At 67.4% G+C, this 24,509-nt stretch carries 24 protein-coding genes; 16 read left to right on the top strand and 8 right to left on the bottom strand.

Annotated elements, in window-relative coordinates; translation table 11 throughout:
* Window positions 1-59: 59 nt before the first annotated feature.
* The 3 genes from FHW81_RS23545 to fan1 form a co-directional block, all read right to left on the bottom strand.
* Complete coding sequence (locus FHW81_RS23545) at window positions 60-269, bottom strand: hypothetical protein (RefSeq protein ID WP_003088087.1); 210 nt, start codon at window positions 267-269, stop codon at window positions 60-62.
* Window positions 270-358: 89 nt separating this feature from the next.
* Window positions 359-2,635 carry an ATP-dependent DNA helicase gene (locus FHW81_RS23540; RefSeq protein ID WP_030048277.1) on the bottom strand — a complete coding sequence of 759 codons (2,277 nt, stop codon included), beginning with the start codon at window positions 2,633-2,635 and terminating at the stop codon, window positions 359-361.
* A complete protein-coding gene (gene fan1 / locus FHW81_RS23535; RefSeq protein ID WP_058174153.1) occupies window positions 2,628-4,307 on the bottom strand; it encodes a nuclease Fan1 in 1,680 nt (559 codons plus the stop codon). The genes FHW81_RS23540 and fan1 overlap by 8 nt, the downstream gene beginning before the upstream one ends.
* Before the next feature lie 133 nt (window positions 4,308-4,440).
* Here fan1 and FHW81_RS23530 point away from each other — a divergent pair, with 133 nt between their 5' ends.
* From FHW81_RS23530 to modC, 4 genes are all read left to right on the top strand, one after another.
* Window positions 4,441-5,091: a TetR/AcrR family transcriptional regulator gene (locus FHW81_RS23530; protein ID WP_003098214.1), complete on the top strand. Its 651-nt coding sequence runs from the start codon at window positions 4,441-4,443 to the stop codon at window positions 5,089-5,091.
* Window positions 5,092-5,205: 114 nt separating this feature from the next.
* Window positions 5,206-5,961, top strand: a complete 756-nt coding sequence (modA, locus tag FHW81_RS23525) for a molybdate ABC transporter substrate-binding protein (protein ID WP_003117674.1) — start codon at window positions 5,206-5,208, stop codon at window positions 5,959-5,961.
* 12 nt (window positions 5,962-5,973) lie between these two features.
* Window positions 5,974-6,660, top strand: coding sequence for a molybdate ABC transporter permease subunit (modB, locus tag FHW81_RS23520; protein ID WP_079385682.1), 687 nt, complete (start codon window positions 5,974-5,976; stop codon window positions 6,658-6,660).
* Between the two features lies 1 nt (window position 6,661).
* A complete protein-coding gene (gene modC, locus FHW81_RS23515; RefSeq protein ID WP_003098212.1) occupies window positions 6,662-7,747 on the top strand; it encodes a molybdenum ABC transporter ATP-binding protein in 1,086 nt (361 codons plus the stop codon).
* A gap of 21 nt (window positions 7,748-7,768) precedes the next feature.
* On the opposite strand, the gene FHW81_RS23510 is transcribed toward modC, so the two are convergent.
* Window positions 7,769-8,596: a class I SAM-dependent methyltransferase gene (locus FHW81_RS23510; protein WP_003098211.1), complete on the bottom strand. Its 828-nt coding sequence runs from the start codon at window positions 8,594-8,596 to the stop codon at window positions 7,769-7,771.
* 85 nt (window positions 8,597-8,681) lie between these two features.
* Between FHW81_RS23510 and FHW81_RS23505 the strand changes: the two genes are divergently transcribed.
* The 6 genes from FHW81_RS23505 to FHW81_RS23480 all read left to right on the top strand — a co-directional run bounded on the left by FHW81_RS23505 (window position 8,682) and on the right by FHW81_RS23480 (window position 14,706).
* Window positions 8,682-9,569 carry a LysR family transcriptional regulator gene (locus FHW81_RS23505; RefSeq protein ID WP_003098210.1) on the top strand — a complete coding sequence of 296 codons (888 nt, stop codon included), beginning with the start codon at window positions 8,682-8,684 and terminating at the stop codon, window positions 9,567-9,569.
* 8 nt (window positions 9,570-9,577) lie between these two features.
* Entirely contained in the window at window positions 9,578-10,405 is an 828-nt protein-coding gene (locus FHW81_RS23500) for an aminoglycoside phosphotransferase family protein (protein ID WP_171893974.1), read from the top strand.
* A 115-nt stretch (window positions 10,406-10,520) separates the two neighbouring features.
* Entirely contained in the window at window positions 10,521-11,444 is a 924-nt protein-coding gene (locus FHW81_RS23495; RefSeq protein ID WP_003098208.1) for a DUF808 domain-containing protein, read from the top strand.
* Window positions 11,445-11,790: 346 nt separating this feature from the next.
* Entirely contained in the window at window positions 11,791-13,233 is a 1,443-nt protein-coding gene (ccoN, locus tag FHW81_RS23490) for a cytochrome-c oxidase, cbb3-type subunit I (protein WP_003144684.1), read from the top strand.
* Between the two features lie 2 nt (window positions 13,234-13,235).
* Window positions 13,236-13,457 carry a hypothetical protein gene (locus FHW81_RS23485; protein ID WP_003098206.1) on the top strand — a complete coding sequence of 74 codons (222 nt, stop codon included), beginning with the start codon at window positions 13,236-13,238 and terminating at the stop codon, window positions 13,455-13,457.
* A gap of 91 nt (window positions 13,458-13,548) precedes the next feature.
* On the top strand, window positions 13,549-14,706 hold the full coding sequence (locus FHW81_RS23480) for a CBS domain-containing protein (RefSeq protein ID WP_003113608.1): 1,158 nt from the start codon (window positions 13,549-13,551) through the stop codon (window positions 14,704-14,706).
* On the opposite strand, the gene FHW81_RS23475 is transcribed toward FHW81_RS23480, so the two are convergent.
* Window positions 14,694-15,557 (bottom strand): LysR family transcriptional regulator, encoded by an 864-nt coding sequence (locus FHW81_RS23475; RefSeq protein WP_003098205.1) that lies wholly within the window; start codon window positions 15,555-15,557, stop codon window positions 14,694-14,696. The genes FHW81_RS23480 and FHW81_RS23475 overlap by 13 nt on opposite strands.
* Before the next feature lie 284 nt (window positions 15,558-15,841).
* Between FHW81_RS23475 and FHW81_RS23470 the strand changes: the two genes are divergently transcribed.
* A complete protein-coding gene (locus tag FHW81_RS23470) occupies window positions 15,842-16,117 on the top strand; it encodes a hypothetical protein (RefSeq protein WP_003098204.1) in 276 nt (91 codons plus the stop codon).
* Window positions 16,118-16,166: 49 nt separating this feature from the next.
* Here FHW81_RS23470 and FHW81_RS23465 read toward each other — a convergent pair whose 3' ends face one another.
* Window positions 16,167-17,372, bottom strand: coding sequence for a GGDEF domain-containing protein (locus tag FHW81_RS23465; RefSeq protein WP_003098203.1), 1,206 nt, complete (start codon window positions 17,370-17,372; stop codon window positions 16,167-16,169).
* A 248-nt stretch (window positions 17,373-17,620) separates the two neighbouring features.
* Here FHW81_RS23465 and FHW81_RS23460 point away from each other — a divergent pair, with 248 nt between their 5' ends.
* Genes FHW81_RS23460 through FHW81_RS23450 form a run of 3 tightly spaced genes read left to right on the top strand, consistent with a single transcriptional unit; the run spans window position 17,621 to window position 20,064 of the window.
* Window positions 17,621-18,625 (top strand): GlxA family transcriptional regulator, encoded by a 1,005-nt coding sequence (locus FHW81_RS23460; protein ID WP_003113607.1) that lies wholly within the window; start codon window positions 17,621-17,623, stop codon window positions 18,623-18,625.
* A gap of 22 nt (window positions 18,626-18,647) precedes the next feature.
* A complete protein-coding gene (locus FHW81_RS23455; RefSeq protein WP_003113606.1) occupies window positions 18,648-18,890 on the top strand; it encodes a DUF1272 domain-containing protein in 243 nt (80 codons plus the stop codon).
* Window positions 18,891-18,894: 4 nt separating this feature from the next.
* On the top strand, window positions 18,895-20,064 hold the full coding sequence (locus FHW81_RS23450) for an MFS transporter (protein WP_023090618.1): 1,170 nt from the start codon (window positions 18,895-18,897) through the stop codon (window positions 20,062-20,064).
* Window positions 20,065-20,122: 58 nt separating this feature from the next.
* On the opposite strand, the gene nfuA is transcribed toward FHW81_RS23450, so the two are convergent.
* Together nfuA and FHW81_RS23440 are read right to left on the bottom strand one after the other, a co-directional pair.
* Entirely contained in the window at window positions 20,123-20,707 is a 585-nt protein-coding gene (gene nfuA, locus FHW81_RS23445; RefSeq protein ID WP_003088034.1) for a Fe-S biogenesis protein NfuA, read from the bottom strand.
* A gap of 122 nt (window positions 20,708-20,829) precedes the next feature.
* Window positions 20,830-23,118 (bottom strand): fatty acid cis/trans isomerase, encoded by a 2,289-nt coding sequence (locus FHW81_RS23440; protein WP_016253552.1) that lies wholly within the window; start codon window positions 23,116-23,118, stop codon window positions 20,830-20,832.
* A gap of 361 nt (window positions 23,119-23,479) precedes the next feature.
* On the opposite strand from FHW81_RS23440, the gene tsi1 reads away from it, so the two are divergent.
* Window positions 23,480-23,998 (top strand): type IV secretion system immunity protein Tsi1, encoded by a 519-nt coding sequence (gene tsi1, locus FHW81_RS23435; protein ID WP_003113603.1) that lies wholly within the window; start codon window positions 23,480-23,482, stop codon window positions 23,996-23,998.
* A 41-nt stretch (window positions 23,999-24,039) separates the two neighbouring features.
* On the top strand, window positions 24,040-24,504 hold the full coding sequence (tse1, locus tag FHW81_RS23430) for a type VI secretion system effector peptidoglycanhydrolase Tse1 (RefSeq protein WP_003088027.1): 465 nt from the start codon (window positions 24,040-24,042) through the stop codon (window positions 24,502-24,504).
* The last annotated feature ends 5 nt before the right edge of the window (window positions 24,505-24,509 follow it).

Genomic DNA, 24,509 nt, shown 5'->3' with positions numbered 1-24,509 from the left:
CCCGCTTTGATCCTTCGTGGCGGGAACTGGCCCACAAAACGCCAGGCGCGGGAAAGGCCTCAGCGCTTGCCCATCGAACGACGGGTACCGCGCGGCGCCATGCCGGGACGCTGGCCCTTGTCGTGGATCTTCCGCTGCGGATAGAGCTGGGCCTGGTTCTTCTTCGCCAGGGCGGCCTTCAGCAACGCGCTGGCGTCGCTCGGCGCGGCCTGGGCCGGAGCGTCGTCGGAGGAAAGGGCCTGGGGAAGAGCGTCGGGAGCGGAAGCCATGGCGTATCCGGATCGGGGGAAATCGTGGGGACGCGATTATACATGGCTGTCCGGCTGTCCGGCAGCACCTGCCGGCGTATCGCCACGGGTCAACGCAGTTGCCACCAGCCCGGCAGCAACCGGCGCACCTTGGCCTGGGCGAAACGGTCGTCGATCAGGTGCACCACGCCGCGATCGCTGCGGCTGCGGATCACCCTCCCGGCGGCCTGGACCACCTTCTGCAGTCCCGGATACAGGTAGGTGTAGTCGTAGCCGTCACCGAACAGGCGCTGCATGCGCAGGCGGATCTGCTCGTTCACCGGATTCACCTGGGGCAACCCGAGGGTGGCGATGAAGGCGCCGATCAGGCGCTCGCCAGGCAGGTCGATGCCTTCGCCGAAGGCACCGCCGAGCACGGCGAAGCCGATGCCCTCGCCGCCCGCGACGAAGCGCTCGAGGAAGACCCGGCGCTCCGCCTCGTCCATCCGTGGCGTCTGGCTCCAGCACGGCACCCACGGGTATGCCTGGCGGAAGACGTCCAGCGCCTGCTGCAAGTAATCGAAGCTGCTGAAGAAGGCCAGGTAGTTGCCCGGCCGCTGGCGAAACTGCTCGCCGAGAATCGCTGCGATGGGCGCCAGGGATGCCTGGCGCTGCGCATAGCGCGTGGAAACCCGACGCTGTATGTGCACCTCCAGTTGCTCGGCGCTGAATGGCGAGTCCACTTCCAGCCAGGGCGTGCCCGCCGGCAGGCCGAGCAGGTCGGCGTAATAGTCGCGCGGCCCGAGGGTAGCGGAGAACAGCACGGTGGAGCGGCTGGCGGCGAAGCGCTCGCCGAGAAACGCCGCCGGCACCACGTTGCGCAGGCACAGCCGGGCCAGGCTGCGGCCGTTGCGGCCTGGGCGCTTCTCGATGTCGAACAGCGAATGCTCGCCGAACAGCTCGGCGAGACGGCCGAACTGCAGGATCGCGAAGTAGAACTCCTGCAACGCCGGCTCCAGCGCCTGCGGTTGCTCGGCGAGCAGGTCGTTGATCGCCGCCACCGCGTTCTGCAAGGCCAGGAGCAGCTTCTGCGGAGGCTCGTCGTAGGCCTGGTAGTCGTCCGCCTGGGTCTTGGCCAGTTCGTTCCAGGCACGCTGGATGCGCTCCAGCGGTTTCCTCAGGGCCTCCGGGGCGGTTTTGCGCACACCGAGGAAATCGCCCTGGTCGAGTTCGGCGGAATACATCCGCCGGCCGCGCTCCACCAGGTTGTGCGCCTCGTCCACCAGTACCGCCACCCGCCACTGGTTGACCTGGGCCAGGCCATGGAGCATGGCGCCGAGATCGAAGTAGTAGTTGTAGTCGCCCACCGCCAGGTCGCACCAGCGCGCCAGTTCCTGGCCCAGGTAGTAGGGACAGACCCGGTGCGCCAGCGCCACCTCGCGCAACCGCGCCTGGTCCAGCCAGCGCGCCTCCACGGCGGCGGCGCGGGCCGCCGGCAGGCGTTCGTAGAAGCCCTGGGCCAGGGGACAGGACTCGCCGTGGCAGGCCTTGTCCGGGTGCTCGCAGGCCTTGTCCCGCGCCACCAGTTCCAGCACCCGCACCGGCAGTCCGCCGGTCTCCCCTTCCAGGCTACGCAGGGCATGCAGCGCGAGGGCCCGGCCCGGGGTCTTGGCGGCCAGGAAGAACAGCCGGTCCAGGCGCTGCCCGGGCATCGCCTTGAGTTGCGGGAACAGCGTGCCGATGGTCTTGCCGATCCCGGTCGGCGCCTGGGCCATCAGGCAACAACCGGCGGAGGCGGCCTTGTACACCGCCTCCGCCAGTTGCCGCTGGCCGTGGCGGAATTCGGCGTGGGGAAAGCGTAACGCGGCCAGTTCGCGGTCGCGCCGCTGGCGGTGCGCCAGTTCCTGCTCGGCCCAGGCGAGAAACGCCTGGCACTGGCTCTCGAAGAACAGCCGCAGCTCGTCGGCCCGCACCCGCTCGACGAAGCGGGTCTCCTTCTGGCTGCCGACCTCCAGGTAGACCAGCGCCAGTTCGACTTCCTCCAGCTTCCGTTCGGCGCAGAGCAGCCAGCCGTAGACCCTGGCCTGGGCCCAGTGCAGGTGCCGGTGGTTGGCCGGTTGCAGGGCGAGGTCGCCGCGGTGGGTCTTGATTTCCTCCAGGCAGTTCGCCTGCGGATCGTACCCATCCGCCCGGCCGCGCACCTGCAAGTGACGGTAGCGTCCGTCCAGCGCCACTTCGCGCTGGTAGTGAGCGGGGCGCCGGGAGGTCACCAGGGTATGTCCGGCGATGCCTTCCAGGGCGCTGGGCGACGGGGTGAAGCGCAGGTCGAGGTCGCCGCGCTTGGCGCTGAACTCGCAAAGCGCGCGCACCGCCACCTGGTACAGCGCCTCGCCGCCCTGCTCAGTCATCGAAATGCCAGCGCACGTAGCAGACCGCCACCGGCATCTCCCGCTCGCGGCAGAATTGCAGCCAGCGCAACTGGTTGTCCTGCAGGCGGTCGCCCGGTCCCTTGACCTCGACCATCCGGTAGCGCCGCTGCGCCGGCCAGAACTGGATCAGGTCCGGCAGGCCGGCGCGGTTGCCCGGGATATCCTCCAGCAGGCGTTCGAACCAGGCGCGCAGGTGGGCCGCCGGTAGGCAATCGAGCGCCTGTTCGAGCAGTTCCTCGCCAAGCAGTTCCCAGTAGACGAAGGGCGACTGCAGGCCGAACTTGTCGCGGTAGCGACAGCGGATCGCGTCGCGGTAGCTGCCGTCCTCCAGCCGTCCCAGGCAGGCCTCGAACAGGGCGGCGCGGCGCTGGCGGAAGTCGGCGCTGTGCAGGTCCGCCGGCGCGCTGTGGAAGGGATGGAAGAACGCCCCGGGAATGGCGGCGAAGATCGCCTCCCAGCAGAGCAGTCCGAACAGCGAATTGATCAGGCCGTTCTCGACGTAGTGCACCGCGCAATCGGGCTCTTCCAGGTGCTCGCGGACCGCCCACTCGACGCTACAGGGTTCGCTCGGGTACGCCAGGCACAGGTCCAGGCGGTCGATTTCCGGAGCCGCCGCCCGCGCCTGTCGCGGCAGGCCGAGCTTGCCTTGCAGGCGCGGCAGCAATCGGGCCAGGCCCTGGCGTTCGGCGTCGCTTTCCGGCGCACAGCTGGCCTCCCGCGCCAATGCATGGGCTTCGGCGAAGCGCTCGCCGCGTTCCAGGCTGCGAATCGCCCGCAGGCGCGCGCCGGGGTGGCTGGATTGGCGATAGAGCCGCTGGGCCAGGTCGAAATCCCGCTGCTTTTCGCAGTGCTGGGCGAACTGGAACAGCAGCTTGACCCGCCGCCCTTCCAGCCAGGGATTGGCGTAGGGTTCGCCCGGCAGGCCGGCGAGCAGTTCCTCCAGCGGCTCGCCGAGGTCGAAGCGCTGTCGGCAGTCGAACAGGTGGAGATAGGCGTCGACGTCGGCGCGCAGGCGAAAGCCGCGGGAGTCGGCGGAAAACTCGACGCTTTCGTAACGATAGATACCCAGGTCGGCAAGGACAAACTCCGACCAGTCCTGCCACAGGTTGCCGAAATACATCAACCGCAACCGGTCGCAGAGCGCCATGCAGCGCAACTCGTAGACCGGTTCGGCGAAGTCGGCCTGCCACTCGGCGAGCCGCCGCGCCTCGGGGAACAACGGCTGGAGCCGTTCCAGCAGCGCATCCTTGCGCAGGTTCGCGCGCCCGAGATGGTCCCTGAACAGCTGCGACAATTCGTCCTTCCTCAGCAAGCCGAACAGTTGCGCCAGTTCCAGGGTCGGCTGCGCGTCCACCCAGCCCAATGCCAACAGCGGTTGCACGGCGGCGCGCGTGTCGCCGATCTCGGCATAGGCCAGCTTGCCTTCGCGGAACAGCGTGCCCTTGCGCATCACCATGCGCACCAGCAGGGCCTGGCTGGCCTCGGGCAGCTCGGCGAACGCGGCGATGAAGGCACGTTCCTGATCGTCGAGCAGATCGGCATAGCGTTCGCCGATCCAGGCGAGCACCGCGCGGAAGTTGTGCAGGTAGTAGAAGGGTTCGGGAAGCGCTGGGGAATTCACGGGAAGCGGAGCCTGGTACTGTTCATGCATACAGATACCAGCGCCCCCACGGCTTGGCAATGCGCATCCGATCAAGCGTCGCCGGCCTGACGACGACTATCCAGGCACAAGGCGTTCGTTATATAAAAATATTAACAACGAAACCTGCCCCGTATCGGTCCCGATGAAGAAGATCCGCCAACGCAACCTGCAACTGATCCTCGACGCCGCCTGCGAAGTCTTCGCCGACTGCGGCTTCAGCGCCGCCCGGCTCAGCGACGTCGCCGAGCGCGCCGGCGTGGCGAAGGCCAACGTGCTCTATTACTACCGCTCCAAGGCGCAACTCTACGAGGCGGTGCTGGACAGCATCGTCGAGCCCCTGCTGGAAGCCTCCCGGCCATTCGCCGGCGACCAGCCGCCCGCCGAGGCGCTACGCGCCTACGTCGACAACAAGATGCGCATCGGCGCCGAGCGGCCGCACGCGGCCAGGGTCTTCTCCTGCGAGATCATGCGCGGCGCGCCGCGCATGCCGGCGCCGCTGCTGGAACGCCTCGACGCCCAGGCGGAACGCAACGCCGAGCGCATCCGCCAGTGGATCGACGAAGGCCTGCTGGCGCCGCTGGATCCGTACCACCTGCTGCTCAACCTGTGGGCGATGACCGAGTCCTATGCCCTTGGCGGCTGGCAACTGGCGCGCCTCACCGGCCAGGCCGGGCTGGACGCGAGCGACTACCGGCAGGCGGCGGAAAACATCGTCCGCCTGGTCTGCGCCGGCTGCCTGGCACTCCCCGGCGAGGCCGCGCCGCGTCGGCGTTTCCGCGCGCTGGCCGGCTGAGCGACTTGCGCCGGATCAATTTCCGCGTAGCGCTATATTCCAAAAGCCATAGCGAACCCCTAAGCTTGCGCCAGCCCCGTCCGCCAACTTCGTTCGCCCCCACAGGAGCACTCCATGACCACCCGCCTGCCCCAGCTATTGCTCGCCCTCCTCGCCAGCGCCGTATCCCTGGCCGCCAGCGCCGACGAGGTGCAGGTCGCCGTCGCGGCCAACTTCACCGCGCCGATCCAGGCCATCGCCAAGGAATTCGAGAAAGACACCGGGCACAGGCTGGTTGCCGCCTACGGCGCCACCGGCCAGTTCTATACGCAGATCAAGAACGGCGCGCCGTTCCAGGTTTTCCTCTCCGCCGACGACAGCACTCCGGCGAAACTGGAGCAGGAAGGCGAGATCGTGCCCGGCTCGCGCTTCACCTATGCCATCGGCACCCTGGCACTCTGGTCGCCCAAGGCCGGCTACGTCGACGCCAAGGGTGAGGTGCTGAAGAGTGGCAGCTTCAGGCACCTGTCCATCGCCAACCCGAAGACCGCGCCCTACGGCCTCGCCGCCACCCAGGCGATGGACAAGCTCGGCCTCGCCGCCACGCTCGGGCCGAAGCTGGTGGAAGGCCAGAACATCAGCCAGGCCTACCAGTTCGTTTCCAGCGGCAACGCCGAACTGGGCTTCGTCGCCCTGTCGCAGATCTACAAGGATGGTAAAGTCGCAACCGGCTCGGCCTGGATCGTTCCCGCCGAGCTGCACGACCCGATCCGCCAGGACGCGGTCATCCTCAACAAGGGCAAGGACAACGCCGCCGCCAAGGCCCTGGTCGACTACCTGAAGGGCGCCAAGGCCGCCGCGCTGATCAAGTCCTACGGCTACGAACTCTAAGGCGGGACCTGCATGGCGTTGCCACTCGACAGTACGGACCTGGCGGCCATCTGGCTGACCACCGAGCTGGCTTCGCTCACCACCCTCCTCCTGCTGCTGATCGGCACGCCCATCGCCTGGTGGCTGGCGCGCACCCGCTCCTGGCTGAAGGGGCCGATCGGCGCGGTGGTGGCCCTGCCGCTGGTGCTGCCGCCGACGGTGATCGGCTTCTACCTGCTGGTCAGCATGGGTCCCAACGGTTTCATCGGCCAGCTCACCCAGAGCCTCGGTCTCGGCACCCTGCCCTTCACCTTCGCCGGTCTGGTGGTCGGCTCGGTGTTCTACTCGCTGCCCTTCGTCGTGCAACCGTTGCAGAACGCCTTCGAGGCGATCGGCGAGAAACCGCTGGAGGCTGCCGCGACCCTGCGCGCGAGCCCCGTCGACCGTTTCTTCAGCGTGGTCCTGCCGCTGGCCCGGCCGGGTTTCGTCACCGCCGCGATCCTCGGCTTCGCCCATACCGTCGGCGAGTTCGGCGTGGTGCTGATGATCGGCGGCAACATCCCGGAGAAAACCCGCGTGGTCTCGGTGCAGATATTCGATCACGTCGAAGCCATGGAATACGCCCAGGCCCACTGGCTGGCCGGCGGCATGGTGGCGTTCTCCTTCGTCGTCCTCCTCGCCCTCTATTCGGGCCGGCGCCGCCGGCCGGGCTGGGCCTGAGATGGACGGCCTGCGCCTGCGCTTCCGCCGCGCCTACCCCGGCTTCGAACTGGACATCGACCTGGCTCTTCCCGGTCGTGGCGTGACCGCTCTGTTCGGCCATTCAGGCTCCGGCAAGAGCACTTGCCTGCGCTGTATCGCCGGCCTGGAAAAGGCCGCCGAGGGCGAGGTGACGATCAACGGCGAGACCTGGCAGGACAGCCGCCGCAACCTCTTCGTCGCGCCCCACCGGCGTGCCCTCGGCTACGTGTTCCAGGATGCCAACCTGTTCCGCCACCTGACGGTGCGGCGCAACCTGGCCTTCGGTCTCAAGCGCATCGCCGCCGCCGAACGCCGCGTCGAGCTGGAACAGGCCTGCGCCCTGCTGGGCATCGAGCACCTGCTGGAACGCATGCCGGAACGCCTCTCCGGCGGCGAGCAGCAACGCGTCGGCATCGCCCGGGCCCTCCTCACCAGCCCGCGCCTGCTGCTGATGGACGAGCCTCTGGCATCCCTCGACCTGAAGCGCAAGGGCGAGATCCTGCCCTATCTCGAGCGCCTGCACGAGGAACTGGACATCCCGGTGCTCTATGTCAGCCACTCGCCAGACGAAGTGGCGCGCCTGGCCGATCACCTGGTGCTGCTGGAGAACGGCAAGGTCCGCGCCAGCGGGCCGATCGGCGAAACCCTGGCGCGAGTCGACCTGCCGCTGGCGCTGGACGACGACGCCGGGGTGGTGATCGAGGGCACGGTCAGCGACCACGACCCGGCCTACGGCCTGCTGACCCTGGTCCTGCCCGGCAGCGCGCTGCAAATGCGCGTCGCCCACGCCCCGCTGGCCCCCGGCAAGCGCCTGCGCTTCAAGGTACAGGCGCGCGACGTCAGCCTGAACCTGCGCGACGACGCCCAGAGCAGCATCCTCAACCGCCTGCCGGTACGGGTCCTGGAATTGGTCGATACCGACACCGCGGCCCACGTCCTGGTGCGCCTGGATGCCGGCGGCAATCCGCTGCTGGCGCGGATCACCCGTTACTCGCGGGACCAGTTGCAACTACGACCCGGCCAGCTGTTGTGGGCGCAGATCAAGTCGGTGGCGGTGCTCGCCTGACCCCGGCCTCGCCTGCGGCGCCTAGACCCTGGGCCAACGGTAGCGGATCAGCCGGCCCATCCGCCGCAGGAAGGCGAAGCCGTTGTAGATCGGCAGCATCAGCCGCGACGACTGCGGCAGCTTGGCGACGTCCTGCGGGTCATAGTCGGTGACCTCCTCGATGAAACGCAGGGCCGGATGCCACCGCTCGAGTTCGCGCGGGTCGTCGATGCTCCAATGCACCTGCGCCCCGGTCTCGCGCAGCGGCGGATACAGGCGCAGCAGCATGATGCCGAGGCGGCCGTAGCCGTCGAACAGCAGCTCGCCGCTACCCAGGTGGTCGACCAGGCGTTCCACCAGGCGTCGCACCTGGGACTCCCGCAGATAAGGCATCAGCCCCTCGGCCAGGACCAGGGCGGGCCGCTCGCGCGGCACCCCTTGCAGCCAGCCGTCGTCGTCCACCGAGTGGCGCAGCGCCCGATAGGCGCCGGCGCGCGGCGGGTAGAGCCGATCGCGCAGGTCCATGACTTCCGGATAGTCGAGGTCGAACCAGGGCAGCTCGGCCGGCGGGTCGACCCGGTAGATACGGCTGTCCAGGCCGCAACCGAGGTTGAGCACCTGCCCCTCGGGATGGTGGTCGAGGAACTCGCGGCAGGCCTGGTCGAAGTAATGCGAGCGCATGGCCAGGGCCCGTTCGTTGCCCTTGCCGAGGGCGACCCTGGAGAAGTCGAAGTCGATCTGCCGCACCGCCGCCTCGGCGAAACGGTCATGGAGGATGGAATCGTCCAGGCGGCTATCCAGCGCCTTGGCGTAGAGGGTGATCAGGAGCGTCTGCTTTTCTCCGGTGAGGGTAATGCGGTGGCCGGGCATGAAAACCTCCTGCGGGCACGCGTGCCTCTTCAGTCCTTGCCGAAAACATCGCTATGCTTCGGCAATGATTGCCCTGGAGTCACGAATGAAAGCCAACTCCGATGAACTGCAAAGCTTCGTCAGTGTAGTCGACAGCGGTTCCATCAGCGCCGCCGCGGAACAGATGGGACTGACCGCCTCGGCCGTCAGCCGGACCCTCTCGCGCCTCGAGCACAAGCTCGGCACCACCCTGCTCAACCGCACCACCCGGCGCATGGAGCTGACCGAGGAAGGCCGCTACTTCCTCGACCAGGCACGGCAGATCCTGCAGCAGATGGAGGCGCTCGAGGAACGCCTGGCCCTGCGCCGGCAGAGCCCCGCCGGGCGCCTGCGGATCAACGCCGCCTCGCCCTTCATGCTGCACGCGGTGGTGCCGCACATCGGCGAGTTCCGCCGGCTGTACCCGGACATCCAGCTCGAACTCAACACCAACGACCTGATCATCGACCTGTTGGAGCAACGCACCGACGTGGCGATCCGCATCGGTGCGCTCAGCGACTCCACCCTGCACGCGCGGCCGCTGGGCGCCAGCCGCCTGCACATCCTCGCCAGCCCGGAGTACCTGGCCCGCCACGGCACGCCGGCGAGCATCGAGGGGCTGCGAGGGCACACCCTGCTCGGCTTCACCCAGCCCGAGCATCTCAACCGCTGGCCGGTGGTGCACGCCGACGGCGATCGCCTGGAGATCCAGCCGGATATCTCTGCCTCCAGCGGCGAGACGCTCCGCCAACTGGCCCTGAGCCACCAGGGCATTGCCTGCCTGGCCAGCTTCATGACCGACCGCGATATCCAGGACGGGCGCCTGGTGCCGCTGTTCGCCGAACAGATGAGCGAATACCGGCAACCGATCCACGCCGTCTACTATCGCAACTCGCAACTGGCGCTGCGCATCCAGTGCTTCCTCGACTTCATCCAGCAGCGCCTGGGCGCCTGAGACCGACCGTGAACGAACCCCTCGATTTCTCGCCCTACCTCGAGCGCTGGGCGTTGCAACCCGACGGCGAGCCCTTCGCCACCCACAGCAGCCGCCTGCTGCCGGTGCGCCATCGCGGCGCAGCGGCGATGCTGAAGATATCCAGTGCCGAAGAAGAGCGTTTCGGCCACGTACTGCTCAACTGGTGGGACGGCCAGGGCGCGGCCAGGGTGCTGGCCTACGACCACCAGGCGCTGCTGATGGAGCGTGCCACCGGCGGGCGCTCGCTGCTGGAAATGGTCAGGCGCGGCGACGACGACGAGGCTACGCGTATCCTCTGCCAGGCCATCGAACGCATCCATGCCCCGCGCCCGGGTCCGTTGCCGGAGCTGACCCCGCTGGAGCGCTGGTTCGACTCGCTGTATGCCGCCGAGCGCCGCTACGGCGGGCTCTACGTCGACTGCGCGAATGCCGCCCGCTACCTGCTGGAGACCGCTCGCGAACAGCGCCCGCTGCATGGCGACATCCACCACGGCAATGTGCTCGACTTCGGCGAGCGCGGCTGGCAAGTCATCGACCCCAAGCGGCTCTACGGCGAGCGCGGCTACGACTACGCCAACCTGTTCACCAATCCCGACGCGAAGACCGCCCAGGCGCCCGGCCGTTTCGAGCGCCAGCTGGAGATCGTAATCGCCGCCAGCGGCCTGCAGCGCCGCCGCCTGCTGCAATGGATCCTGGCCTGGACCGGACTCTCGGCGGCCTGGTTCGACGAGGACGGCAGCCGCGAGGAGACCGAAGCCGAGCTGGCCATCGCCCGCCTGGCCCTGGCAAACCTCGCTCGAACGCCTGCGCAATGAACTGTGCGGCGGCTCCCGCGCTCCAACGCGAGGCACTGTTCCGCCGCCGCGATCCGGTGTCAAATACACACCCCGCCAAGATGGCGGTGCCCACCACCCAGTAAGGAAACCCAAGATGGCCGGAGCCAGCCTCCTCACCCTCCTCGACGATATTGCCGCGGTGCTCGACGACGTCTCGCTGATGACCAAGGTCGCCGCGAAGAAGACCGCCGGCGTTCTCGGCGACGACCTGGCGCTGAACGCCCAGCAGGTCACCGGGGTCAACGCCGACCGCGAACTGCCGGTGGTCTGGGCGGTGGCCAAGGGCTCGCTGCGGAACAAGGCGATCCTCGTTCCCGCCGCCCTGCTGATCAGCGCCTTCGCGCCCTGGGCGGTGATCCCGCTGCTGATGCTCGGCGGCGCCTACCTGTGCTTCGAGGGCTTCGAGAAGATCGCCCACAAGTACCTGCCCCATGACGACGAGCACGCCGACGAGGCAGCGCTGGCGGCCAATGTCGACGTGGCCGCCCTGGAAAAGCAGAAGATCGGCGGCGCGATCCGTACCGACTTCATCCTCTCCGCGGAAATCATCGCCATCACCCTGGGTACCGTCGCCGAGTCCAGCTTCACCACCCAGGTACTGGTGCTGGTCGGCATCGCCCTGGTGATGACCATCGGCGTCTACGGCCTGGTCGCCGGCATCGTCAAGCTGGACGACGCCGGCCTCTACCTGTCCAGGCGCGACAGCGGCTTTGCCCAAGGGCTCGGCGGCGCCATCCTGCGCACCGCGCCATACCTGATGAAAGGCCTGTCGGTGGTCGGCATGGCGGCGATGTTCATGGTCGGCGGCGGCATCCTCACCCACGGTATCCCGGTGGTCCACCACGCCATCGAACAGGCCGCGCAGAGCGTCGCCGGCATCGCCACGCTGGGCCCGCTGCTGGCGGCGATCACCCCGACCCTGCTGAACTTCCTGTTCGGCATCGTCGCCGGCGCGGTGGTCCTGGCGGGGGTGCTGCTGGTCAAGCGCCTGCTGCCGAAGAAGAAAAAGACTGGCTGAGCCTGCCATCGCCGGCAGCGCCATCGCGGAGGGCGGATAGCCGCCCTGGCGCACATCCCACGAAGCGGTTGTGCGCCCTGCCCCGGAAGTCCTCCTCCGTTTCAATTCAATAATTTTGCACTGTAATAGCAACATTATTCGTTGGAGACGAATAAAGCTCCCCTCCTAGAATGGCCACCAGTGCCATGAGCCGTCTGTTCCGAGCCTTCCAGACGAAGATCCGACCTCCGCACTCCATCGACCCGGCAACGGGATACCCAGAAAAATACCGATAACCCAACGAGGACCCGAGGGTCGCGCCTGCTCGCCAGCCGGCCGGACCCCGGGGCCCGGCGTGCCAGCGACCATGAACGATACGGATAGCAGAAAAGATCCGGACGGCTACAACTACGACGTCGTCCGCCAGTTCACCCTGATGACCCTGGTCTGGGGCATCCTCGGCATGGGCCTCGGGGTGTTCATCGCCGCCCAACTGGTCTGGCCGGCGCTCAACCTCGACCTGCCCTGGACCAGCTTCGGCCGCATCCGCCCGATCCACACCAGCCTGGTGATCTTCGCCTTCGGCGGCAGCGCGTTGTTCGCCACCTCCTTCTACGTGGTGCAGCGCACCAGCGGCGTGCGGCTGATCTCCGATGCCCTGGCGCGCTTCGTGTTCTGGGGCTGGCAGGCGGCGATCGTGGGGATGATCGTCAGCTACCCGCTGGGCTATACCACCTCCAAGGAATACGCCGAGATGGAATGGCCGCTGGCGCTGTGGATGGCGATCGTCTGGGTGGTCTATGCCTACCTGTTCTTCGGCACCATCGCCCGTCGCAAGGTGAAGCACATCTACGTCGGCAACTGGTTCTACGGCGCCTTCATCATCGTCACCGCGATGGTCCATATGGTGAACCACGCATTGCTGCCGGTGAGCCTGGGCAAGTCCTACTCGGCCTATTCCGGCGCCACCGACGCGATGATCCAGTGGTGGTACGGGCACAGCGTGGTCGGCTTCATCCTCTCGGTCGGCTTCCTCGGCATGATGTACTACTTCGTGCCCAAGCAGGCCGGGCGACCGATCTACTCCTATCGCCTGTCCATCGTGCATTTCTGGGCGATCATCTCGATCTACATCTGGGCCGGCCCGCACCACCTGCACTACACCGCGCTACCGGACTGGGCGCAGTCGCTCGGCATGGTGATGTCGCTGATCCTCCTGGCGCCGAGCTGGGGCGGCATGATCAACGGCATGATGACCCTCTCCGGGGCCTGGCATAAGTTGCGCGACGACCCGATCCTGCGCTTCCTGGTGGTGTCCCTGGCGTTCTACGGCATGTCCACCTTCGAAGGCCCGATGATGGCGATCAAGACGGTCAACTCGCTGTCCCACTACACCGACTGGACCATCGGCCATGTCCACGCCGGCGCCCTCGGCTGGGTGGCGATGATCTCCATCGGCACGCTCTACCACATGATCCCGAAACTCTGGGGCCGCGAGCGGATGCACAGCGTCGGCCTGATCAACGCGCACTTCTGGCTGGCCACCATCGGCACCGTGCTGTACATCGCCTCGATGTGGGTCAACGGCATCACCCAGGGCCTGATGTGGCGGGCGGTCAACGAGGACGGCACGCTCACCTACTCGTTCGTCGAGGCGCTGGTGGCCAGCCATCCGGGCTACGTGGTGCGCCTGCTCGGCGGCGCCACCTTCGCCAGCGGCATGCTGCTGATGGCCTACAACACCTGGCGGACCCTGCGCAGCGCGCAGGACCAGCGGCAGCCGGTCCTGGCGGCCGGCCAGGGGGCCTGAACATGCTGTTGTCCCTGCTGTGCCTCTCCACCCTGGCGCTCGGCCTCGCCCTCAGCCTCGCCGGCAGTACCCGCGAGGAACGCGAACAGGCCGCCCTGCTGCCGTTCGCCGACGATCCCGAGGCCGCCCGCCGGGTCGCCCGGGATACCGGCAAGATCTGCCGGCAGGTGGTCCGCCCCCTCGAGGAATCCCGCGAGGCCGCCGGCCCGCCGTTCCTCGCCTGAACCGACTCCATCATCCAGGGATGGATGCCTCCAGCACGAAAGTGCCTTACGGGGCCGGCAACGGCCCCTTTCTTTCGCTTCGAAGAGTTCCATGAACGACTCCCCCAGCACCGCCGTACGCACCTGGCTGAAAGGCTTCCGCCCCCTGACCCTGAACGCCCGACCACGCGACTGCCTGCGCGCCGGACTCGGCGCCTGCATCGGCGCGCTCGCCGCGGTATTCGCCTGCCAGGCGTTGTTCGGCAGCGAGCTGGCGCTGCGCCTGGCAGCGCCGCTCGGCGCATCCGCCGTACTACTGTTCGCCCTCGCCTCCAGCCCCCTGGCGCAACCCTGGTCGATGCTCGGCGGCAACCTGGTCGCCGCCCTGGCCGGCGGCCTCAGCGCCTATTGGTTCGGACACGATCTGGCCCCGGCCCTGGTCGGCATGGCCCTCGGCATGCTGCTGATGTTCGCCCTGCGCTGCCTGCATCCGCCGAGCTGCGCGCTGGCCCTGAGCGTGGCCCTCAACCCGTCCCTGAGCGAACTCGGCATCGACGTGGTCTGGCCGATCCTGCTCTCCACCCTGGTGCTGATCGGCTGCGCGCTGCTCTACAACAACCTGATGCGCTCTCCCTACCCGCGCCCCTACCAGTCGCCGCGGGCCAATCTCCATGGCACCCGCGACCTGGCGCCGAGCGCGCGTACGGACTTCTCCGCCCGGGACCTGGACCAGGCGCTGCAGGACTTCGGCGAATACGTCGACATCACCCGCGACGACCTCGAGCGACTGATCCACCATACCGAGCGCTACGCCTTGCGCCGGCGCATGGGCGAGCTGACCGCGGCACGGATCATGTCCCGCGACGTGCAGACCGCCAGCACCGAGACCTTCATCGACGACGCCTGGAAGCAGTTGCAGGAACACCGTCTGAAGGCCCTGCCGGTGCTCGACGAGCATCGGCGGCTGGCCGGCATCGTCACCCAGAGCGACCTGCTCAAGCACTTCCGCCCCGACGGCAGCCCGTTCAAGCGCCTGCGCTTCCTGCGCGGGACCAAGCTGAAGACGATCATGACCACCCCGGTGGTCTGCGTACAGGCCGACACCCACGCCGTCGAACTGGTCTCGCTGCTATCCGACGAAGGCCTGCACTGCCTGCCGGTGCTCAACGAGGCCGGCTACCTGGTCGGCATCGTCAGCCAGACCGACCTGATCGCCGCGCTCTACCGCAACTGGCTGCAGCACCTGGGCCAGGCCGATCAGATCACGTAGTCCCAGCGCTGCGACCAGTCGCTGTCCTCGCGGACCACTTCGCGCAGCAACTGGAACGCATGGCGCAGGGTCGGCGACAGGCGCTCGCGGGAGTACACCAGGTAGGTCGGGTAGGCGAACTCCGGCGCCTGCTCGACCCGTTGCAGGGTGCCGCCATCCAGGTAGCTGCTCACCACCCGGGTACGGAAATAACCGCTGCCGCCGTTCTGCATGATGTACTGCAGGGCCAGCGGACCGAGGTTGCAGGCTAGCGCGGCCTTGGCCCGGTCCGGCAGCGCGGCATCGTGCTGGCTGCGGAAATCCGGGCCCCAGTCGACATACAGATAAGGCTCCGCGGATAGCACGGAACGCACCATCACCAGCTTTTCCTCCAGCAACTGCTCGACCTGCAGCCCCGGCCAGTATTCCGGCTGGTAGACCAGCGCGGCGTCCAGCGCGCCCTGCTCCAGTTGCTTGAGCAGGTCGGCACCCTGGCCGATCTCGACCCGCACGGCGTGGCCGGGAATCGCCTCGCGCAGGCGCCGCATCCAGTTAAGCAGCAGCGGATTGCACAGGCTGACCTCGCCGCCGAGGTTGAGCAGGTTGCGGAAGCCGTCCGGCAGCGGCAGGTCGCGTCGCGCCGCATCCCAGGTCTGCACCAGTTGGCTGGCGTAGCCGAGGAAGTGCTCGCCGTCGGCGGTCAGGCGCGCGCCCGCGCGGTTGCGCACGAACAGCCGGCAGCCGAGTTGCCCTTCGAGGTTCTGGATGCGCGCGGTGACGGCGGTCTGGGTCAGGTGCAGGCGTTCCGCGGCAGCGACGAAGCTACCGCTGCGGGCGATCTCCAGGAAGGTACGGGCGAGGTCGATATCCATGCGAAGCGGTCCGCTGCCACAGGTGGGCCGCCATTCTAGGCTGTGCAGGCGCGGGCGGCGAGCGCAAGGCGGCCTGGCCGCCCTCCTGGAGTTCTGCGACAAAACACCGCGCCTAGCCGCTTCGGCACGCTAAAACCCTTCGAAAAAGCGACAACCTGTTGCACAAACGCGCCATGCCGTGACTTTTTCGCTTTCGAAAGCATCAGTTAGCGTGACCGAACACGGTGGAGCCGGGAAGCGCCACCCATGTTCCACACAGACATGAACGAGAGAGACCGACTCCCATGAACGCTACGCTCCGTTTCAACGAGGCTTTGCTGATCACCGGGCGCGCCTTCCAGCCATACCAGTGCGTTGCCTGGTCCGAGCTAGGCAGTGACGGCGGCCTGAGCCTGTCCGTAGTCGATCGCACTGGCACCCGCCTGCTGGGCCGTGCACGCATTCCGAGCTCCGCCTACTCCGATCCGGAGCAGCTTGCCGGCCTGCTGCAACAGGCACGCGAAGAACTCAGCCACAACGGCTACAACCTGCAGGACTGGAGTATGCCCAGCCAAGGCTGAGCCGTTCCATACGACGAAAGGCGCCCACGGGCGCCTTTTTTCGTTTCCTCTATTCGAGGCGGTCGTGCTGCCGGAACGCCACGCGCACCGCGTTGCGCCCTGCATCCTTGGCCTCGTAGAGCGCGCGGTCGGCCTCGCGATAGAGCGCGTCCAGGCCCATGCCGGAGGTCGAATAGGCCACCCCCAGGCTGATGGTCAGGCAGGGGCCGGCGCTGGAGCCCAGGTGCTCGATGCCCAGCGCCTCCACCGCCTGCCGCAGGCGCTCGGCGATGGCCAGGGTGTTGCCCTCCTCGCTGTCGTAGAGCAACACGGCGAACTCCTCCCCGCCCAGGCGCGCGGCGATATCCAGCGGCCGCCGCGCGCCCTGCCGGAGCACGACGCCAAGCTGGCGCAGGGCGGCATCGCCGGCCGGATGCCCGTAGTGGTCGTTGTAGGCCTTGAAGTCGTCGACATCCACCAGGATCAGCGCCACTCCCTTTTCTTCGCGGGCGCCCTGCTCCAGGGCCCGCTGGGCGAGCAGCTCGTAGTAGCGTCGGTTGACCAGGCCGGTGAGGCTGTCCTGTTCGGCCATCATGCCCAGCAGCCGCCGGCCGAGGAACTGCTCGCGCTGGGCGTAGTCCTGCAGGTACAGGGCGAACGAACAGATCAGCACCACCAGGCCGTTGTAGAGCGTATTCAGCAGGTTGGTACGCAGGTTCTCTTCGCCGCCGAAAAGCAGGAATACCGCCAGGTTCAGGGCCAGGCACAGCAACGCCAGGCGCACGCAGGCCCAGAACGCCAGGCCGAGCGGGAAGAACACCGCGAGGATACCCAGGGTCGCGCCCAGTTGGGTGAAGCGCGGCACCCCATGCCACTCGAACAGCACGTCGCAGGCCAGCACCGCCAGGTTGATCAGCAGCAGGCAGTAGGGCGCGATGGCATCGCCGACCTTGCGCAGGCTGGGCAGGAAGGCCGCCGGCCAGACCACCAGCAGCAGGCCGATCATTCCCAGGCGCACGCCCAGCAGTTGCTCGAACAGGCTGGGGTGCAGGCGGATGTCCACCATCATCCAGTCGGCCACGATGAACAGCGCCCAGATCAGGAACGCCACCCCGATGGCAGCGCGCCGCTGCATCAGCGAGTTCCAGCTGAGAAACTCGCGAAACTCGTTTTCCAGCTCCTTTTCGAACCGCAACCAACGAAAGCCGTTGCGCAACTGGCGCGCATACGGATTATCCGGCAGACCAGCCTGTACCAGGCTGTCGCGTGCAAGCATGCTGACTCCCCTACCTCGGACCGAACGCTGAAACAGGCCTGGACGACAATACCCTGGCGCCTCTGCAGCGATGAGTCAAAAAGCCATCACCCGTTACCAGACAATAGGGCATGCGGCGTGCCGAGGCGATACCAACCATCGGCGCAGCGGGACGCCCCGGCGAGCGAATGGCAAGATCCGTGGGCCGACTGGCATTGCGGCCAGGCCCGAAGGACGCCAGACTGCCGCCATCGCCATGAGGTTGTGCCATGCCCGAACCGCGCCTGATTGCCTGCCTGATCTATCCCGACGTGATGAGCCTGGACGTGACCGGACCGCTGCAGGTATTCGCCTCGGCCAACGTCGAACGCCAGCGCCAGGGCCTGCCGCCTTTCTACCGGATACAGGTGCTCGGCGAGCGTAGCGAAGCGGTGCCCAGTTCCGCGGGCATCCGCATCTGCGCCGACCTCGCCTGGCGCGACTGTCCGCCGGAAAGCCTGGACACCCTGTTGGTGCCCGGCGGCCTCGGTGTCGAGGCGCAGACCCGCAACGCCGACCTGCTCGCCTGGCTGAAAGCCGCCGAACCGTGCATACGGCGGCTCGGCTCGGTGTGTTCGGGAGCGCTGATCCTGGCCGCCGCCGGGGTTCTCGACGGGCGCCCGGCGACCACCCACTGGGCCGACGTGGCGACGCTGCGCCAGGGGTTTCCCGGCGTCCATGTGCAAGGCGACCGCCTGCACACCTACGACCCGCGGTGCCGCGACGGCGACGCCCACATCTTCACCTCGGCCGGCGTCACGGCGGGAATCGACCTGGCCCTGGCGCTGGTCGAGGCCGACCTCGGCCGCAGCCTGGCGCTCAGCGTCGCGCGACGCCTGGTGATGTTCCTCAAGCGTCCTGGCGGCCAGGCCCAGTTCAGCGCCTGGCTGACCCCGGAACCGAGCCGCACCCCGCGCCTGGCCGCGCTGCTGGAGTGGATTCCCGCCAACCTCGCCGGCGACCTGTCCCTGGAAGCCCTCGCCGACCAGGCCTGCATGAGCCCGCGTACGCTGTCCCGGGTATTTCTCCAGGAACTGGGCGTGGCGCCCGGTCGCTACGTCGAGCGGGTTCGCCTGGAGGCCGCGCGCGCCCTGCTGCAGGACGCCCAGGCGTCGATCGCCACGGTGTCCCGGCTGTGCGGCTTCGGCCATCCGGAAAACCTCCGGCGGACGTTCCACAAGCATCTTTCGGTCAGCCCCCAGGAATACGCCGAACGCTTCGGCATGCTGGCCTGACGCTCCCACCGAGGACCTTCCCATGCTGGAACTGCGCCCCAACTGCGAGTGCTGCGACCGCGACCTGCCCGGCGACAGCGGCGACGCGCTGATCTGCACCTTCGAGTGCACCTTCTGCCGCGACTGCGCGACGGTCCGCCTGGGCGGCCAGTGCCCGAACTGCGGCGGCGAACTGCTGGCCCGGCCAAGGCGTCCGCGGGATGCGCTAGCCCGTCACCCCGCCTCCAGCCGACGCGTCGTCAGGCCCGGCGGTTGTCCGGAGTGACGCCATGCTGCTACGCAACCCGACCCTGCTCCTGCTGTTCTGCGGCCAGGCCCTGTACTGGTCCTGCTCGCTGATCGGCATAACCCTGACCGCCCTGGTCGGCGTCCAGCTGGCGCCGTTGAACAGCCTGGCTACCCTGCCCCTGGCCCTGCTGGTGCTGGGCAACCTGCTGGCGGTGCAGCCGTTGTCGCACTTCATGCAGCGCCACGGCCGACGTCCCGGGCTGATGCTCGGCGCCGGCGGCGGCGTGCTCGGCGGCCTGGTCTGCGCCGCCGGTGTCTGGACTGGCGATTTCCTCTGGTTCTGTCTCGGCGCGCTGGGCATCGGGGTCTACCAGGCCTCGGCCATGTACTACCGGTTCGCCGCGCTGGAGGCGGTGGATGCCGGGCGGAAAGGCCGCGCCAGCGCCTACGTGCTCGCCGGCGGAGTACTCGCCGCGCTGCTGGCGCCGAGCCTGGCGCTGTGGTCGCGCAACGCGCTGGCCCAGCCCTTCGTCGGCGCCTATCTGCTGATCGCCGTGCTGGCCCTCGCCGGCCTGCTGCTGATGGCCCTGCTCCGCGAAGGCCAGGCGCCACGCCCGGCACGACTCGCCTGGCGCGACATAGGCGGCCTGTTGCGGCGGCCGGTGGTCCGCGCGGCCATCGCCTGCACCGCGACCGGACACGGGTTGATGATCCTGATCATGAACGCCACGCCGCTGGCCATGAGCTTCTGCGGCCTGCCGCTGGAACAGTCGAGTCGGGTCATCCAGTGGCACGTGCTGGGAATGTTCCTTCCGGCGTTCTTCGCCGGACCGCTGGTCGACCGCATCGGCAACCGTCGCGTCGCCCTGCTCGGCGCGTTCCTGCTCGCCGCAAGTGCCGGCATCGCCCTGGACGGGCAGTCGGTCACGCATTTCCTGCTCAGTTCGCTGGCCCTGGGCAGCGGCTGGAACCTGATGCTCATCGCCGGCACCACCCTGCTCAGCGAGGGCCACGCCGAAAGCGAGCGCGGCGCCGCGCAAGGATTGATGGAGCAAGGCAACAGCCTGGTGGCGGCGCTGATGTCGTTCGGCTCCGGCGCCCTGATCACCAGCCTTGGCTGGAACGCGGTGAACCTGCTGGTCTGGCCGGCGCTGCTGGTGGCGCTGGCACTGCTCTGGCCGGTACGACGAACGCGGACGCTGTCGCGCTGAAACGCCGGCAACGAAAAAGGCGACCTTGCGGTCGCCTCTTCTGCTTTACGGAAACGCCTCAGTAGTAGGCGTTCTCCTTGTTGCTGTGGTCGGTCACGTCACGCACGCCCTTCAGTTCGGGAATACGCTCGATCAGGGTCTTCTCGACGCCATCCTTGAGGGTCATGTCGACCATCCCGCAGCCCTGGCAACCGCCGCCGAAACGCAACACGGCGATGTTGTCCTCGACCACGTCGACCAGGCTCACCTGTCCGCCGTGGCTGGCCAGCCCGGGATTGATCTCGGTCTGCAGGTAGTAGTTGATGCGTTCGGTGATCGGGCTGTCCTCGTTGACCATCGGCACCTTGGCGTTCGGCGCCTTGATGGTCAGCTGGCCGCCCATGCGGTCGGTGGCGTAGTCCACCACCGCATCTTCGAGGAAGGGCTCGCTGACCGCATCGATCCAGGCAGTGAAGTCCTTCAGGGCGATGGCGGTGTCCTCGACCTTTTCCTCGCCCGGCTTGCAGTAGGCGATGCAGGTTTCCGCGTACTGGGTACCCGGCTGGGTGATGAAGATACGAATGCCGATACCCGGGGTGCTCTGCTTCTCCAGCAACTCGGCCAGATACGCTTGGGCAGCTTCGGTAATGGTGATGGCGCTCATGGCAACTCCTCGCAAATATGCCGACAGTTTACGCCAATCGGTACTTGCGGATAAAGCCCTAGTAAATTAGTAGGAATAATTCGCGATAACCGACCCGCCCCTTGTGGAGCGGGTCGCGAGACTCAGAGGTTCTCGTAGCGGTTCATGTCCAGTGCGCCCGCCTCGACCGGCTCGGTTTCGCGGATGTACGCCTCGAGATCGTGGAAGTAGCTCCAGAACTGCGGATTGCTGCGGCGCACGCCCCAGCGTACGACCACCTTGTCGAAGTCCTCGCCGCTCTTCGCCGCCTCCAGGGCGCCGACGAAGGACTCGGCATCCGTCGCCGGCAGATCGAACATGAAGTTCGGGTAGCTGGACAGCACGCCCGGGTAGATCGTCAGGGTGTCCAGGCCCGGCTGGTAGCGCAGCGACTCGCCGAGCATGAAGGCGACATTGCTGTGCGCGCGGTTGCGCAGCACGGTATAGACCTCGCGCTTGCCGCTGGACGTACGTATCCGCAGCATGGTCGCCTCGGGGAAGCGCTCGATGACCTTGAGGCCGGCCGCCGGCCGGCTCACCAGGCGACTGAAGGCCTGCTCGGCGTCCTGCAGTTCGCGGTCGATGCCCGGTCGATAGCAGTTGCCGTCCAGGCAGCGGTTGATCGGGTCGGGACGCGCATTGAGGTCGCCGTAGCGACGCAGCAGTTCTTCGGCGAAGGCCTTCTTCGGCTGTTTCTCCGGCAATCCCAGCGCGCTCGGCGTGTCGTCGTCGAAGGCCTGGTAGTCCATCCACATCTTCAGCTTGCCGCTGTTCTGGTACCAGTCGTCGAGCAACGGCTGGCGCGCGTCGACCGGCATCAGGCGGAGGAAGTTCTGCTCGGCGCCGTTGCGGATCAGGTCGAAGTACAGCCGCGTCTGCGCCTGGTGCGAGACGTTGCCGAAGACATCGAAGTTCACCACCAGCCCGTAGTAGGTTCGCTCGAACAGCGGGTAGTCCATCAGCCACAGGGTCTGCGGTACCTCGCCAAGCAGGCCCTTGCGCACCGAGGCGCTGTCGAACTGGCGGAAGATGCTCAGCAGGGCGTTGTCGTTGCCGTGCCAGAGCGTGTTCCAGGTCGGCGGCGGCGCGTCGGCGTAGACGTCCTGGCGCAGGTCTTCGTACTCGTTGCGCTTGTCCCGGTAGGCGCTCCACAGGCCGAGCAGGTTCTTCAGCTCGTCGATCTGCCCCGGCAAGGCCAGCAGCGGCTCGCTCTGCGCGCGGAAGTTGGCGTCGGTGACGAACAGGTCCTGCTCGGGGTCCTGGAATACCACCCAGAAGTTGTCGCGGATCACGTCGGTAGCGATCTGTCCACGGCACACCGGCCCGCGGATGAAGGTACGGGTGAAGTATTCGGCGTTGTCCAGCATGAACTGGTAGCGCGCCCGTGGCGGGATCGCGGCAAAGGTGGCGAACGGGTTGGCGCGGCTCTGCACGCCGTAGCCGGGAACCTTGTCGGTGTTCCACTGGGTGCCGAAGAACAGCTCCTGGACGCGTTCCAGCTTCTTCGCCGTCAGCGGATAGGTGATGTGCGTCTTGTGTACGATCACGCCCTGGATCGGCCAGAGGCGGTAATAGAAGCTGTTGCCCGGATCGTCGTTGGGACGCCGGGTCGGGATCGGGTCGATCGGCTGGCCGCTGGGCGTGCGCGAACGCACCAGCTGGAAGAAGTGGCCGGGCGCGCCCTGCTCCGGGAAATACAGGTGCGCCAGGAACAGGTGCTCGTAGAGCCAGCGCGAGACCAGGCTCTGCTTGGCCCCAGGCTGGTTGAGGAAACGCTCCCAGCTGGCCACCTGGCGCGCCTCGGCGGCGGTCGGCCGCAACGGCTGCTGGTCGACCGGGGCGCCCGCGGCCAGCCACTTCTGCAAGGTGGCGTATTCGTCGTCGCTCAGCCCGGCCACCGCGAAAGGCATGCCGGAACCTGGGTTCTTGCGGATGAACGCATCGATGCTGGCCGGCGTCGGGCACTGGTTGGCGCGGTTGATCGAAATGTCCAGGCCTTCGGGGATCTTCGCATTCGGCTGCAACGGCTGGCTGTGGCCAAGCTCGAGCATCCGCGCCATCAGTGCGGCCTGGCCGTCCTGCGATTCGAGCACCGACCAGAAGTCCTTGCGCCGCCAGGCGTCGGCACCGTGCGCATCGAGGTACAGGCGGGTGGTTTCCTGCGCCTTGGTCCGAGTGCCGTCGTAGACCGGCAGTTGGTTGGCGCCGCGCTGCGCGCCCTCGGCGCTGCTCAGGTTGAGCTGGCAGGGCGAATCGTAGCAGGCGTGGCAGGCGACGCACTTGGCGGTAAAGATCGGCTGGACGTCACGGCTATAGGAAATTTCAGCAGCGGAAACAGACTGGATAAAAGACGACAAAACGAAGGCCAACCCAACCAACGGTCTTGGCAACATGAACCACTCCTCACTCGGCGACGGGCGATTCTAGCAAACCCGCCTCTCTGCGCCGCACTTTCACAACGGCGGGCGAACGCGCCCCGGATATGAGCCGCCATTTCGCCAGCATTCCACCGGCTTCGGCCGCCACGTATGCTAGCCGGGCTCCCAGGCCCGCCCTGGCGATCAAGGACGATGACTTCGAGGAAACAGGGATATGTTTCGACTCGCCGCGCCCCATCCGCGCCGGTTCGCGTGCGCCCCACGTCCCCTCTTCGCCGCTTTCCGCCTGCTGTCGTCAGGCGGCGCTTCCGTTCGCGCCCGGCGCGGCCTGGTCCATCCTTTCGCCGCCCTGGCGGCCCAACGGAGAACCCGCCCCATGAAACTGCTCGCCGGCAGCTTCGCCGCTCTCTTCCTGAGCCTTTCGGCCCAGGCGGCGGACTGTACTTTCACCCAGCTGGAAATCGTGCCCCAGTTCGGCTCGCCGAACATGTTCGGCGGCGAGGACGAGCACGTCCGCGTGATGTTCAGCAACGAGGATCCCAACGACGACAACCCCGATGCCTTTCCCGAACCGCCGGTCTACCTGGCCGACCGCGACAGCGGCAACGATTGCCGCATAGAGGACGGCGGCATCTGGTCGCGCGGCGGCGTGTTCCTGAGCCAGGACGGCCGGCGCGTGCTGATGCATGAATTCAGCGGCTCCAGCGCCGAGCTGGTGTCCTACGACAGCGCCACCTGCAAGGTGGTGCACCGCGAGGACATCTCCGGCCAGCGCTGGGCGGTGGACAAGGACGGGCTGCGCCTGGGTCAGAAATGCTCGGGCGAATCCGTCGACAGCTGCGCGAAGATCGTGAAGCGTTCGCTCGCGCCGTTCTGCCAGACCGCAAAGAAATGATCCGGGCCGGAGCGCCCCTTATCGACACGCATAGGTGATACATGGACAGTCTCGATCAATGCATCGTCAACGCCTGCAAGAACAGCTGGGACAAGAGCTACCTGGCCGGCACCCCGAACAAGGACAACTGTTCCGGCTTCGTCCAGTCGGTGGCCGCCGAGCTGGGCGTACCGATGCCCCGCGGCAACGCCAACGCCATGGTCGACGGCCTGGAGCAGAGCTGGACCAAGCTCGCCTCCGGCGCCGAGGCCGCGCAGAAGGCGGCCCAGGGCTTCCTGGTGATCGCCGGCCTGAAGGGCCGCACCTACGGGCACGTCGCGGTGGTCATCAGCGGTCCGCTGTATCGGCAGAAGTACCCGATGTGCTGGTGCGGCAGCATCGCCGGCGCGGTCGGCCAGAGCCAGGGCCTGAAGTCGGTCGGCCAGGTGTGGAATCGCACCGACCGCGACCGCCTCAACTACTACGTCTACTCCCTGGCCAGTTGCAGCCTGCCCAGGGCCAGTTGATTCAG

This window comes from Pseudomonas sp. RC10-4-2, from assembly GCF_050433085.1.
Lineage (GTDB): Bacteria > Pseudomonadota > Gammaproteobacteria > Pseudomonadales > Pseudomonadaceae > Pseudomonas > Pseudomonas aeruginosa.
Note: the sequence above shows the minus strand (reverse complement) of the source record. Positions and strands in the feature narration are given on the sequence as shown.

Bases quoted from the DNA above. Each gene is read 5' to 3' on its own strand.
- modB (WP_079385682.1), top strand. From the start codon at position 5,974: ATGGCGTTGCCACTCGACAGTACGGACCTGGCGGCCATCTGGCTGACC.
- FHW81_RS23455 (WP_003113606.1), top strand. From the start codon at position 18,648: ATGCTGGAACTGCGCCCCAACTGCGAGTGCTGCGACCGCGACCTGCCC.
- FHW81_RS23470 (WP_003098204.1), top strand. From the start codon at position 15,842: ATGAACGCTACGCTCCGTTTCAACGAGGCTTTGCTGATCACCGGGCGC.
- tsi1 (WP_003113603.1), top strand. From the start codon at position 23,480: ATGAAACTGCTCGCCGGCAGCTTCGCCGCTCTCTTCCTGAGCCTTTCG.
- FHW81_RS23545 (WP_003088087.1), bottom strand. From the start codon at position 269: ATGGCTTCCGCTCCCGACGCTCTTCCCCAGGCCCTTTCCTCCGACGAC.
- FHW81_RS23450 (WP_023090618.1), top strand. From the start codon at position 18,895: ATGCTGCTACGCAACCCGACCCTGCTCCTGCTGTTCTGCGGCCAGGCC.
- nfuA (WP_003088034.1), bottom strand. From the start codon at position 20,707: ATGAGCGCCATCACCATTACCGAAGCTGCCCAAGCGTATCTGGCCGAG.
- FHW81_RS23530 (WP_003098214.1), top strand. From the start codon at position 4,441: ATGAAGAAGATCCGCCAACGCAACCTGCAACTGATCCTCGACGCCGCC.
- FHW81_RS23465 (WP_003098203.1), bottom strand. From the start codon at position 17,372: ATGCTTGCACGCGACAGCCTGGTACAGGCTGGTCTGCCGGATAATCCG.
- modA (WP_003117674.1), top strand. From the start codon at position 5,206: ATGACCACCCGCCTGCCCCAGCTATTGCTCGCCCTCCTCGCCAGCGCC.
- FHW81_RS23510 (WP_003098211.1), bottom strand. From the start codon at position 8,596: ATGCCCGGCCACCGCATTACCCTCACCGGAGAAAAGCAGACGCTCCTG.
- FHW81_RS23505 (WP_003098210.1), top strand. From the start codon at position 8,682: ATGAAAGCCAACTCCGATGAACTGCAAAGCTTCGTCAGTGTAGTCGAC.
- FHW81_RS23440 (WP_016253552.1), bottom strand. From the start codon at position 23,118: ATGTTGCCAAGACCGTTGGTTGGGTTGGCCTTCGTTTTGTCGTCTTTT.
- modC (WP_003098212.1), top strand. From the start codon at position 6,662: ATGGACGGCCTGCGCCTGCGCTTCCGCCGCGCCTACCCCGGCTTCGAA.
- FHW81_RS23480 (WP_003113608.1), top strand. From the start codon at position 13,549: ATGAACGACTCCCCCAGCACCGCCGTACGCACCTGGCTGAAAGGCTTC.
- tse1 (WP_003088027.1), top strand. From the start codon at position 24,040: ATGGACAGTCTCGATCAATGCATCGTCAACGCCTGCAAGAACAGCTGG.
- FHW81_RS23460 (WP_003113607.1), top strand. From the start codon at position 17,621: ATGCCCGAACCGCGCCTGATTGCCTGCCTGATCTATCCCGACGTGATG.
- ccoN (WP_003144684.1), top strand. From the start codon at position 11,791: ATGAACGATACGGATAGCAGAAAAGATCCGGACGGCTACAACTACGAC.
- fan1 (WP_058174153.1), bottom strand. From the start codon at position 4,307: ATGCATGAACAGTACCAGGCTCCGCTTCCCGTGAATTCCCCAGCGCTT.
- FHW81_RS23495 (WP_003098208.1), top strand. From the start codon at position 10,521: ATGGCCGGAGCCAGCCTCCTCACCCTCCTCGACGATATTGCCGCGGTG.
- FHW81_RS23540 (WP_030048277.1), bottom strand. From the start codon at position 2,635: ATGACTGAGCAGGGCGGCGAGGCGCTGTACCAGGTGGCGGTGCGCGCG.
- FHW81_RS23475 (WP_003098205.1), bottom strand. From the start codon at position 15,557: ATGGATATCGACCTCGCCCGTACCTTCCTGGAGATCGCCCGCAGCGGT.
- FHW81_RS23485 (WP_003098206.1), top strand. From the start codon at position 13,236: ATGCTGTTGTCCCTGCTGTGCCTCTCCACCCTGGCGCTCGGCCTCGCC.